Below are 12,501 nucleotides of genomic sequence, written 5' to 3' on the forward strand. Positions count from 1 at the left end.
CGTCGCGGGATGCGACGCTTCGGAAGAGAGACTTGCGATTTCCGCCGCTATTGTCACCGTGCCGAGGACAGTGGCCGGGCGGGATGTGTCGCAGAATTGCGACAGTCAGGCTGGGATTCGAAAGGTCAGTGAGACCGGTGGACATCCAGGCGGTTGAGCTTGCGATGAAGCGTCGCGCGGCTGATGCCAAGCGCCTGAGCCGCAGCCGACACATTTCCGTCTGCGCGCGCGAGCGCACGCTGGAGAACACCGCGCTCCGCTTCGGCGAGAACTTCGTGGCCGCTCTCAGCCCAACCGAGCAGATCGGTTGCGGGCATCGGCTTGTCGAGACAATGTTGGGTAATTCCAAGCGCCAGGCGAGCCGACCGGGTCGCGCCGACCACAAGGTCGTCCGCATCAACGGCGATCAGCGCCTTGTCGGTCACCGGCGCCAAAAGAATTCGCGCCTTGGGAAACGCCATCCTGAAGTTCTCGGCCTCGATCCGACGCACCGCGTCGACCACTGCCACCGAAATAAGACTGGCAAAGGCCTCGGTCAGATCGGCCCGGCAGGAAGAGACGTCAAGCGCGGCCACAAGATTCCCTTCATGATCGTAGATTGGAGCAGTGGTGCAGCTCAGCCCCGTGTTGCGCGTTTGAAAATGCTGGTCGCGGTGGATCGTCAGCGCACGCTGTTCGACCAGACAGGTGCCGATCCCGTTGGTGCCCTGGCTCTCCTCGTTCCAGACGGAGCCGGTCCACAACCCCCAGGAATGAAACGTCTCGTCATCCACAGGCGCGCCGCGCCGTTCTACTGGCACCCCGTTGCGATCGGCGAGCAGGACACAGCACCCGACCCCGCCCACCGCAAAATAGAGTCTGTCGAGGCTCGATTGGGCAGCCCGAATGAGCGGCTCGATGCGTTGTCGGGCCTCCCCCAATTCCGCATCCGTTAGGTAGCGGGGAGGACTGCGATCGGCTGGATCGAGCCGGTGCAAACTGGAAGACCGCCGCCAGGAGGCAACCAGCGCGGACTTCGCCGCCGCGTCCGAAGCGATCGCGGCCTGAATGCGATCGGCATGATGACCGGACAGATCCTCGCCCATGCTATCCTCCCATCCCCGCTTCTTGTCGCACCAGGTTCCGATTTCAATCACCGCATTGTCAATTCGACAGAAGAACCAGATGGGGTAAATCCTCTATGTTCTCCTGGCAGTTAGTGATTTTGGCCAATCGATAGTCGTTCCTCGCCGGTGCCCCCAAAGCCTACCAGCACGAATTGGGCATTCATTGATCGAGAGCAAAGAGGAACGACTATGATCAGCCGCGGGACCGTGCGGAACAATACGGGAAGCTTTTTGATTTTGGCCCACGAAAAAGTCAATGAAATCAACGGCTTTAATACATCCTCCGGGCCCACCATTCAGTCTGCTCGATTTCCGGGTTTTTCACCCGTCTCAGAATAGCAGCGACATTTCCGCGGGTTAGCGCCGGGTAGTTGGCAACACTTGACCACGATCCAAGGGCAGGAGAAGCGATCTTGTGCCTGTTTCTATCCTCTATTTTTGCTCCTGTTCGTCGGTCGGCCGACGACCCCAGCGGCGATCGGCTCGATGCGCTTTTCTGCGCGATCCAGACGGCTTGGGCGTGGACGATGCGAAGCGAGCGATACGGCACGCCGGAACATCTCGATCCGCTCGAGGGATGGATCGCCGATCCATCCCTCCGCGAGATCCAGGAACCCGCCGGTCCGGCTTCAGCCTGAACCCGGCGCCTCATCGGCTCGGCGTCTACTCGGCTGCGCCGCTCTCGGAAGCCAGGGTCGGGCCGGCTTCAGGCCGCCTGCGCCGGAATGTCCTGCGCAGAGCAACGTAGAAGACCGGCGTCAGAAAGAGGCCGAACAACGTCACGCCCAGCATGCCGGAGAACACGGCCGTGCCGAGCGATTGGCGCATTTCCGCGCCAGGCCCGCTGGCGATCACTAGCGGCACCACGCCCAGGATGAAGGCGAATGCCGTCATCAGGATCGGCCGCAGCCGCAGCCGGCAGGCCTCGACAGCCGCCTCGACGGCGTCAAGGCCGCGCTCCTCACCTTGGCGCGCGAACTCGACGATCAGGATCGCGTTCTTCGCCGCCAGGCCGATGAGCACGATCAGCCCGATCTGCACGAGGATGTTGTTGTCGAGACCGCGGAAGGCGACGCCCAAGAGGGCGGCCAGCACGCTGAGCGGGACTATAAGCACGATGGCGAATGGCGTAATCCAGCTTTCGTATAGCGCGGCGAGCACCAGAAAGACGAACAGAACCGACAGGCCGAAGATGAACACCGCCGTGTTGCCGGTCTGCCGCTCCTGGAAGGCGAGTTCAGTCCATTCGAAGGAAGTGCCCTGCGGCAGCGATTCGGCTGCGATCCCCTCCATCAGGTCGAGCGCCGTGCCCGTGGCGACACCCGGCGCTGCATTGCCCTGAAGCGGCACGGAGACATACATGTTGTAGCGTTGCACGAGCGAGGGACCGGTGACGTCGCGGATCTCGACCAGTGTGCCGAGCGGCACCAGGTCGCCGGCCGCCGAGCGCACCTTCAGCTTCAATATGTCGTCGCGATCGATGCGGAAAGCCTGGTCGGCTTGCGCCCGCACCTGGTAGACGCGACCGAAAGCATTGAAATCGTTGACGTAGGCCGTGCCTAGATTGATCGACAGCGTCTCGAAGATGTTGGGGATCGGCACGTTCAGCATGCGCGCCTTGTCGCGGTCGATCGCCAGGAAGAATTGCGGGCTGGAGGCCGAGAAGGTGGTGAAGACGCCCATCAACCCGGGCGTCTGGTTGGCCTTGCCGGCGATTTCGTTGGCCAGCGCCAGAATCGGCCGCATGTCGGCGCTGTTGCGCTCCTGGAGCATCATCTTGAAGCCGCCGGAGTTGCCGATGCCCCGCACTGGCGGCGGCGGCAGCGCGATGATGAAGGCCTCCTGGATGCTTTGCAGGCTGCCAAACAGCGTGCCGATGATCTTGTCGGAAGTATCGCCGCTCTCGAGCCGTTCCTCGAAGCTCTTGAATGGCGCGAAGATCACGCCGGAATTGCTGGCGTTGGTGAATGTCGCGCCGTTGAATCCTGCGAAGGCGACGGCATTGGCGACACCCGGCGTCTCGCGGATGATATCCGACGCCTTCTGGATGATTGCGTCCGTTCGGGCGAGCGAAGAGCCCTCCGGCAATTGCACGACGACGATCGCATAACCCTGGTCCATGTTCGGGATGAAGCCGCGCGGCACCGTCTGCAGCATGTGATAGGTCGCGTAGAGCAGTCCTGCGAAGACGAGCAGCATGGCGGCAAGCGCCAGAGTCGTGCCGACCAGTCTGTGCACCAGCCACGCATAGCCGTCCGCCATCCTGTCGAACCCGTTGTTGAACCCGTTCGCCAGAGCGCGGCCGAACCTTGCCAGGAAGAAGTTCGAATGTTCCTCGGTGTGCGGCTTGAAAAGGACGCCAGCGAGAGCCGGCGAAAGCGTCAGCGAGTTGAATGCGGAGATCGCGGTGGAGACCGCGATGGTGATGGCGAACTGCAGGTAGAACTGGCCGGAAATCCCGGGAATGAAAGCCGCCGGAACGAAGACGGAGATCAGCACCAGCGAGATCGCGAGGACCGCGTTTCCCACTTCATCCATGGTCTTGTGCGCAGCGGCGCGCGGGGCGAGCCCCAGCCGGATGTTCCGCTCGATATTTTCCACAACCACGATGGCGTCGTCGACAACGATGCCGACCGCCAGCACCAGCCCGAACAGAGTGAGCATGTTGAGCGAGAAGCCGAAGGCGAGCAGCACGGCAAGCGTGCCGATCAGCGAGACCGGTATCGCCACGATCGGCACGATCGCCATGCGCCACGACTGCAGGAACACGATGATGACGATCACCACCAGCAGGATCGCCTCGGCGATGGTGACATAGACCTCGTTGATAGATTCAGCGATGAACTCGGTCGGATTGTAGATGATCTCGTAGGCCAGCCCCTTCGGGAAATCCTCCGAAAGCGCCGCGATGGTCTGCTGGATTTCTTCCGCCGAGGCCAAGGCATTGGTGCCCGGCCGCTGGAAGATGCCGAGCGCCACCGCCGCCTTGTTGTTGAGATAGGAATTGGTGACGTAGTCCCTGGCGCCGAGCTCTATGCGCGCCACATCCTGCAGGGAGATCAAGCGGCCGTCCTCGGTCGACTTGACTATGACGTAGCGGAAGTCGCGCGCGTCTTCGAAGCGCCCTTGCGTGGTGACCGTATACTGGAAGGCCGAGCCGTCGCCAATCGGCGGCGCGCCGATCGAGCCGCCCGACACCTGGACATTCTGGTCGCGCAGCGCCTGGACTACGTCGCCTGCGGTCATGCCGTAGGCGGACAGCTTTTCCGGGTCGAGCCAGACGCGCAGCGAATATTCGCGCTCGCCGAAGATCTGCACGTCGCCGACGCCGTCCAGTCTCAGCAGGACGTCGCGCACGCGCGAACGCGCATAATTCGAGACGTAGAGCTGATCATATGTGTCGTCGGGCGACAGCATATGAATGACCATCATCAGGTCGGGCGAACTTTTCGCCGTGGTGATGCCGAGCCGGCGCACCTCTTCCGGCAGGCGCGCTTCGGCGATCGAGACGCGGTTCTGGACCAGCACCTGCGCCGCGTCGAGATCGGTGCCGGGGCGGAAGGTGATGGTGAGCGACATCGAGCCTTCGCCGGAGGAATAGGACGACATGTAGAGCATGTGCTCGACGCCGTTGATTTCCTGTTCGATCGGCGTCGCCACGGTCGCGGCGACCGTCTCGGCGTCGGCGCCCGGATAGGAGGCGCGCACCACGATGGTCGGTGGCGCGATTTCGGGATATTGCGCGACCGGAAGCTGCGTATAGGCGATGCCGCCGACGAGCACGAGCACGATCGACAGCACCACTGCGAAGATCGGGCGGTTGACGAAGAAATGGGCGAAGTTCATTGCGTCTGCCCTTCGGCTTCAACCTTGGGCGGCAACGTGGTCATCTCGGGCTTGACGGTGACGCCCGGTCGCACTCGCACCAGCCCGTTGGTTACCACGGTCTCTTCGCCGGTGAGGCCCTCGCGGATAACGCGATAGCCGTCAATGCGCGGGCCGGTGCGCACCGGCTTGGCCGAGATCAGGCCTGCCTCGTCGACAACGAAGACGATGCGGCGGTTCTGGTCGGCGCCGATCGCCTCATCAGGCAGAAGCACGCCCGGATGAGGCAGCGAGGCGGGCACGTTGATGCGGCCGAACATGCCCGGCTGCAGCACGCCGTCCTTGTTGTCGAAGCGCGCCCTGACCCGCATCGTGCCGGTAGCTTCGTCCAGACGGTTCTCGGCGAAGTCGAGCTTGCCCTTGAACGTCGCTTCATCACGGTCGGCGACACGGACGACAACATCGACGCCGCCGGCGCCCTCCTGCATGACGCCGCCGCGCTCGCGGGCGTCGCGCGCATAAGCGAAGTAGGACCGCTCATCGATGTCGAAATAGAAGTCGATCGGGTCGATCGAGACGATGGTGGTCAGCACGGTCTGGTCGGCCTGCACCAGATTGCCCGGCGAGACGAGCCGGCGGTTGACCCGGCCGGAAAACGGCGCCTTGATCTCGGTGAATTCGAGATCGAGACTTGCGTTTTCAAGTGCCGCCTCCGCGCCGTCCAGTTGCGCTTGGGCGGCGAGATATTCGCGGCGGCGATCGTCCAGTGTCGAAACCGGTATGTTGCCTTCGCGCGACAGGGTCTCGGCGCGCTCGAACTGCATCTTGCTGAATTCGACCAAGGTCTTGGCCGAGTCGACCTGCGCCTGCGCCTGGTTCAGCGCCGCCTTGAACGGCCGCTGGTCGATGGTGAACAGGAGGTCGCCCTGCTTGACCAGCGTACCGTCCTGGAAATGGACCTGGTCGAGATAGCCGCCGACGCGGGAGCGCAGCGAAACCTGGTCGACGGCTTCGAAACGGCCGACGAACTCATCGTCCTCGACGATATCGCGCACCACCGGCTTGGCTACCGTGACGACGGGCGCGGGAGGCGCTTCCTGCGCCTGTGCGGCCGGGGCCGCGAGCAAGCCGATCGCCGCGAAGGCCACGGCGGCGAGCCATTTTGCAGGGACGTTTCTGCTGGAGGGGGCGGCCAGAGAATCGTGGCGGAGGCGTGCAGTGTGAACCATGGTTACCCCTCATAATCGGCCCTTCATGCGAAGTCCGTAACATCTAGGTGGCGGGTGTGCCGCTCAAATCAATTTTTTGAACTGACCACCACAACCGACAACTTGCTATAGAACAAACATCGAACATCATCAACCTGACAAGGAAGCGGGTTCGGTTTGTCCGTCAATTTCTCCTTCTCGTCGAAAGCAGTGGACGCAGACCTAACTCAAGAATTCTGGCTTCGAAAGACCTCCCTGCAGTGCGTGCGGTGATCGGCGGCAACGACGTGCGAATAGGCGGGTTTTTGGGAATCCCTCACGATTCCGTCACATCACAGAATGCTCTAGTCGTTCAGCTTTCCGCCACGGTGTCCCATTGTCATCTTGGATGCGTACATCGTCGGTGAACGCTTGCCTGGAAGGTTCGCCTCGAGGACGATCTGTTCGACAAAGCCCTGGTTCACTTCGAATTCCACGCATTGGTCAAGCTTGTCGACAATCCACAGCTTATATTTTTCATTAGTGTCGGGATCCACCTTCAGATCATAACCGCAGTCGCCCGTAGGGACGCTTCGAGGGTTGGCAGGTATAAGCATAAGTTTCGGCTTTGGGAGATCGTAGCAATGTCCTTCATAAGAATACCCAACAATAATCCCACACGATATTGGATTATCGTCGTCCCACGTCGCCGCGTAGATAAATACTATCCCGATCTTCGATTTTGTGTCGATGACAACTAAATCTGATTTTGATGCAGCAGTCTTTATCCTAATCTTTTTGTCTGCACTTTCAATATTATTTGCATCTGCAAATTTTAATTGTTCGCTTTGCGGCGTTATACCATAAAGGCGTACCTGTGTTGCGTTGTAGGCACCCTTGGGAAACGTCAGTGTCGGTCGGTGATAGTCGTCGCTCATTTTCCTCGCTCCTTTTTGTTGCAATCGATCAGTTCATAGAATCTCTCGCCATCTGAAGTTTTCTTCAAACTTTTCCGCAAGCGCGGGCGCCACCCGGTCGCTGACATCGACCAGCGTGGCAGCGGCATTCTCGAAGGTCAGGTCATCCGCATCGAGGCGTGGCCACGCCTGCGCAAGGGCGAGAGCCACCTCGTCCCTTGCTCTGATCAGCATGCTCTTGAACATGAAGGGCCGAGCGCGAAAGGCGCGGGACGTGAAATCCGAGATGCGCTGCATGTCGGACTGGTCGACATCCTTGATATCGATCCCCAGCAGCCGCTCGTCGGCCAACCCCTCGTGCACCAGTGCCGCGTGGTAGACGTCGACGATCGTGTCGAACACAGCCCCCGTGAACGGCCGTGACCTGTCATGGATTTCCGCCGTCAGCTCCGACATGCGGCGTGCGTTGCTGGCGAGGCGGATCTGCCGATCGCCAGTCAGCTCGGCAATCCGGTTCAATTCATTGAGAACAAGCAGGTTGCCATCGCAGTGCCGCAGCAGCCGGTCCATGCCGCTGTCGAAATTCAGGAAGGACAAGAGCGAGACTAGATCCGAGCTGGCCTCGTGGAACGGTCCGAAATCGCCTTGGGTCAGGCCGCCGGCTGGTGTCCCGAACAGCGAAAACAAGATGGCGTGGCCGACCTCATGTGCGATCACATCGAAGTTGAGTGCATAGGGATAGTTGCCTCCGTCGATGCCGCGCTCGCGGCCGAGTTCCAGATAGCCATAGCCCGATTGCGCATTCTCCCAGTCGACGAAGGGGATGATTTCGAGCCGCTCGTACGTCTCGGCGAAGTACCAGACAATCGGCTTGCCGAGGTAGCTTTCCCAGATGTCCAGCACGCGGCTGACAGAGGCGAAAGCGTGTGCAGAAAGGAACTGCCGCGAGGTCAGGGAAAGCTGATCGAAATGGCCGTCAAAGCCAGCCTCTGCCGGCGGAAAGGTTTCGCCGATAAACGGTGGCAGATAAGGGTAGTCGTAAGGCTCCTTGTCGAGGAGCGGATCGCGAACGTAGATGCGGTGATCTTCTGGGCCGGAGCGGATCAGATCGGGTGGAGTAGAAATCCATACTGTTTCGGGTGTTGCGTAACCCGAAAGGTGAGGGACCTGCGGGTATACCAGGAACCGCGTTCCCAGCAACGCATCTTGCGCAACGACACGATCGACCGCGTCCAATTGCTTGGCTCCCTCTCACGCTACCACGCTATCACGGCGCTTACGTTGCGTAAATCGTGAGCTGCCAAGAGGTCAGGGCCTACAGCGCCAGCCCCGCATCATCCATATCCTTGGAGAAGGCCGAGGTTAGCTGCAATTCCGGCATGGGGTGTGCTTTTTCAAATGCTTGCTCCCGCAAAAGTTCGAGTGCCCGCAGGGCATCTTGCTTTTTTTGCTGGACGAAAGCCGCGCCGAGCTCCCTGCACAAATTCTCGACGTCGTCCTTGCCGTCGTGCGCATCCCGGACCATCCGTGCCAGGGTGCGCTCGCGAAAGTTGACGGCCTGTGCCGCACCCTCGAGCCTCGCCTGCTGTTCGGGTGAAATCACGCCGCGCCGGCAAGCAGCGCGAAGGGTCCGGCGCAGGTCAATCAGCGAATGCGTCAATTGAGCGAAATTCACCTCGGCCGGTCCATGCAATACCGCTACTGCGTCGTCGGGTGCAAAGGCGAAGCGGCGATACCATCGGTAGATAAGCCCGACGCCTTGCATATGGGGGAACAGCTCGGCTGCTCGAAGGGCACCCATGCTGGCCGCGCCGACGACATGAATGCCGCGGCTGAGGGCCCACAGGATTTCCTTGTGCCGAACCGCGGGCTCGGCCTGAAAACCGCCGTCGATGATGAGGATCGCACTCGGGTCGAAACGCTGCACGGCCGAAACGATCGAGCCTTGCACGGCCGGGGGAAGGCAGACCGCATCGACGACCTTCAACGCGTCGGCATGGGACAGGGTAGGGCCGGTGAAGACTAGTTTCGGGCGCATGGTCTCTATCCCTGCAAGAGCGGCTGCAAGGCAGGGATGACGATCCTGACAACCGACAGGGCGTCGAGCGGTTTCGTTATCACCCGGACCAGGTGAACTGCATCGAACCCTCTCTCTTCGAGAATTGCCAGGAGGACCGACAGCCGGTCCGACGCCGTGTTGAACTTCTGCTCGGCGAGCGCGCGGAAATCCACGCTGCGCGGGCCGTCGCGGAGGAGCCGGCGATGCGCTGCGATCATCTGCCGATCGGGGTATTTCGGATAGAACGCGCGCGTAAGGTCATCGCGCGCGCCCGAGATCGCCGCCAGACGGGCCTGGGCCGCTTCGTAGATGGCGTGCGCCGCCGCGCCGGCGGGACTGAAACCGGCAGCCGAACCATCAGCCGGATGATCCAGAAGGACCGTTTCCGTCGGTTCGTCTTCCAGCAGATGGCACCACACCACCGGTATGCCCAGCGGCGACAGAGCTTGCCAAAGGCCGACCAGCACGTTTTTGGCCGCCAAAGTCTCCAGGAGATCGCGGAGCGACGGATCATCGATCGTCTCGGGATCGATGCGTTGACGGTGGAAAAAACCGTGGGTCCGGTATGCCGTGGCGATCGCGTCGCGTTCGATGCATTCGAGCATGCCATGAACGATGGCATCCGGCTCCTCGAAGCCTGCGGCCAGACCGCTCGTCGATGCCGCGAAAATGCCGTCGTGGGGCAGTGACGGCAGCACATATGCGGTGTGCACGAGCTCGAACGGAACCAGGTCGCGACTGCCGGTGAGAAGATTGTCGGCGGCTACCCACGCCGTCTCCCTGCCGCGCCATCCGGGCGCGGTGCCGTCCTGGAGATGGCTTTCGAAACGATCGGGCGGGATGCCCAATTGATCGGCGCAGCCGACGACTGTGTCGAAATTCGCCACCTGCTCTGCAAAGAAGCTCTCAGCCGATTCCAGCATGGCCGATATGGCGGCTTGCGCCAGGGTGGCGCCCTTGCCTTGCGCGACCGCGTTGGAGAGCGAGAAAGGCCTTGTCACCTGCACGACGGGGATGCCGAGCTGGTCGAGCCCGGTAATGTCTGCGATCCGCGTGATGCCCAGGGCTTCGCGCATCTTCATCAACCGCGCCAGCGCCTCGTCGGGCGGCGGACCCAGGCGTTCATATCGCTCCAGCATCGCGGATGCCCTTGCAGGGCCGGCTAGTGCCGAACAGCCGGTTCGGGATTGACGATCAGTGCGGCGCCCGGCTCGAGAGCGGATTTCGCACGTTCGACCCGGTCGCGATAGCGCGACGACAGTTCAGGTGACAGGCCTGATGATCGAAGGGTCTCGTATGCACTGACGAGGAAAGGCACCGCGCTTTGCTCCGCGGCTATGGCGATGCTCTTTTCGAGGGCAGCGATCACGTCCGCCTCCGCGTCGCCCTGGAGAAGAAGCAGCTCCGCCCTTCGCCGGTAGAGCTCTGCCAGCCAGAAGCGGCTGCCGCCGGCCTCGGCCTGCGCCGCAGCCGAGCCCAGCAGCGCGAGCGCCTCATCGACCTCGGCAGTTCGTGTCAAAAGCTCTGCCAGCATGCCGCAATAGACCGGTTCGTCCTCAGGTGTCTGGAGCTCGCCATGGAGGCCAAGACCTTGCCGCATTTTTTCCCTGCCGCTCTCGATCTGGCCGGCGTTGCCGTCGCACCAGCCTTCGAAGATTTGCGCTGCGGCGACGAGGGCGGGCATATGATGGCGCTCCGTCAAATGGCGCAGATCCGCTATCACGCTTCGCAGCGCCGAAAAATCGCGGCGATAGCAATGCAGCATCGCCTCGTTGAGGTAGGCATGCGCGATGCTGCCGGCATGTCCGGTTTGCTGCGCCCAGCTCCTGGCTTCCGACATCGAATGGATCGCGCTTGCCGGCTTTCCGACGAACCACAAGGACAAGGCGCGGTGAGCGAGCCCGCAGACCCTCGCGTCATGCCCGCCGAACAACGCGGCATTCGCTTTGCCCTGGCCGTGCTCATAGAGGGAAAGCCCGACGTCGACGGCCGCGATGCAGCGGTCGTGACGGCCAAGATTGAAGTCGATGGCCCACACGCAATGCCTGGCCTGGAGTTGCACTTCGGCATCCTCGACATCCCTGAGATCGCTGAGCACGACTTCCGCGCGCTCGCCGTCCATGACGGTATCGGTGAACCACCAGCCCCAGTAGATCGGGAACCACTTGGCCCGTTCGGCTACCGGCCGCCGCCGGGCGATCACCACGCCGTCCTCGTATAATTTGCGGGCGGGCGCCGAGTTCGGCCCCTCGACAGCGGTCAGGATGGGACCGAGCACGACCATTGCCGATAGCCGCAGCGCGTCTCGCGTGTCGATCGCGGCAACCCGCTCGCAGAGCCCCAAAGCATGTTCGAGTATCTGCCTTGCTTCCGCCATTGCCGAGCGGGACGAGCTTTCCGTGCCTGCGATCACAAACTGATCGATCGCTTCCTCGATAAGGCCAGCGCGTTCAGCATGTTCTGCCAGTTCAGCCGTACCCAGCCACGGGGCCAGATTTCGGTCGCGGCCGACAGCGGAGAAAAGCGACTGATGGAGGGCCTGCCGTTTCCTCCGCAGCAATGCATTGTAGATTGTCTCCCGGATCAGGGCATGACGAAATCCATAGTCGGGCTCGCCGGAAGGCCTGACCCGGATCAGGAATCCCGCCTCGATGAGGGTGTCCAGTGCATTCCCGATCGTCTCGTCACTGTATTCCGGCGACAGCTTCTGGAGCAATTCCAGATTGAAACGATTGCCGGCGACGGCGGCCGCTCGTGCCACATCCCTTGCAGGGCCCAAGGCTTCCAGCCTGGCTTGAAGGATGCCTTCAAACACCGATATTCGGCTCGATGAGGCGGCTGGCGCAAGGCGATCCGTTATGGAGGCTGCATTCTCGGCGATCCATTGGCAGATTTCCTCGATGAAAAGAGGCACGCCCCCGGTTACCTCCTCCACCATGCTAATGAGTTCCGAATGCGCGGCTGACCCGATTTCCGGCCGCATGGCCATGATTGCCTGTCGTGTTTCCTCGCGATCGAGCGGCTTCAGAGTAATATGCGGCAAGTCCCGGAACCCTGAAAAAGTCTCAGATCCAGGTCGCGCAGTCATTATGAGAAGCACGGGCACCCGATGAATGAAGAGTGCAAGTTCCGCCAGCAATTGCCTCGACGTGAGGTCGATCCAATGTATGTCTTCGACCACCAGGATGAGTGGTCCGCGTTCGCATATGGCTTCTATGCTTCTGCGAACTGCCCAGGCGGCTTTCTCCCGGATGACCTTGAGATCAGCCTCCTTCAGAGCGGGATTCGATCCTTCAGCCCCAAGTAGAAACGAGAAGATGTCGACCACTTCGTCATCGTGAACGCCTTGATTTGCGAAGACCTCCGCTACGTCTGAAGTCTCGAGCCGACCCTCTTTGCCAGCCAGG

The 12,501-nt window shown here is 61.5% G+C and carries 8 protein-coding genes; all 8 read right to left on the reverse strand.

Annotation, left to right across the window (positions count from 1 at the left end):
* Positions 1-125 precede the first annotated feature (125 nt).
* Positions 126-1,085: a helix-turn-helix domain-containing protein gene (locus EN885_RS07125; protein WP_126105387.1), complete on the reverse strand. Its 960-nt coding sequence runs from the start codon at positions 1,083-1,085 to the stop codon at positions 126-128.
* Between the two features lie 684 nt (positions 1,086-1,769).
* Positions 1,770-4,952 carry a multidrug efflux RND transporter permease subunit gene (locus EN885_RS07130; protein ID WP_128241415.1) on the reverse strand — a complete coding sequence of 1,061 codons (3,183 nt, stop codon included), beginning with the start codon at positions 4,950-4,952 and terminating at the stop codon, positions 1,770-1,772.
* A complete protein-coding gene (locus EN885_RS07135) occupies positions 4,949-6,160 on the reverse strand; it encodes an efflux RND transporter periplasmic adaptor subunit (protein WP_245493016.1) in 1,212 nt (403 codons plus the stop codon). Before EN885_RS07135 ends, EN885_RS07130 begins: the two co-directional genes overlap by 4 nt.
* 323 nt (positions 6,161-6,483) lie before the next feature.
* Positions 6,484-7,056 (reverse strand): hypothetical protein, encoded by a 573-nt coding sequence (locus EN885_RS07140; RefSeq protein WP_128241414.1) that lies wholly within the window; start codon positions 7,054-7,056, stop codon positions 6,484-6,486.
* A gap of 33 nt (positions 7,057-7,089) precedes the next feature.
* Positions 7,090-8,271 (reverse strand): hypothetical protein, encoded by a 1,182-nt coding sequence (locus EN885_RS07145; protein WP_128241413.1) that lies wholly within the window; start codon positions 8,269-8,271, stop codon positions 7,090-7,092.
* 79 nt (positions 8,272-8,350) lie between these two features.
* Positions 8,351-9,073, reverse strand: a complete 723-nt coding sequence (locus EN885_RS07150; RefSeq protein ID WP_128241412.1) for a TfuA-like protein — start codon at positions 9,071-9,073, stop codon at positions 8,351-8,353.
* 5 nt (positions 9,074-9,078) lie between these two features.
* Positions 9,079-10,233, reverse strand: coding sequence for a YcaO-like family protein (locus tag EN885_RS07155; RefSeq protein WP_128241411.1), 1,155 nt, complete (start codon positions 10,231-10,233; stop codon positions 9,079-9,081).
* Between the two features lie 23 nt (positions 10,234-10,256).
* Positions 10,257-12,137: a hypothetical protein gene (locus EN885_RS34110; protein WP_245493017.1), complete on the reverse strand. Its 1,881-nt coding sequence runs from the start codon at positions 12,135-12,137 to the stop codon at positions 10,257-10,259.
* Between the last annotated feature and the right edge of the window lie 364 nt (positions 12,138-12,501).

The organism is Mesorhizobium sp. M6A.T.Cr.TU.014.01.1.1, from assembly GCF_004022765.1.
GTDB lineage: Bacteria > Pseudomonadota > Alphaproteobacteria > Rhizobiales > Rhizobiaceae > Mesorhizobium > Mesorhizobium mediterraneum.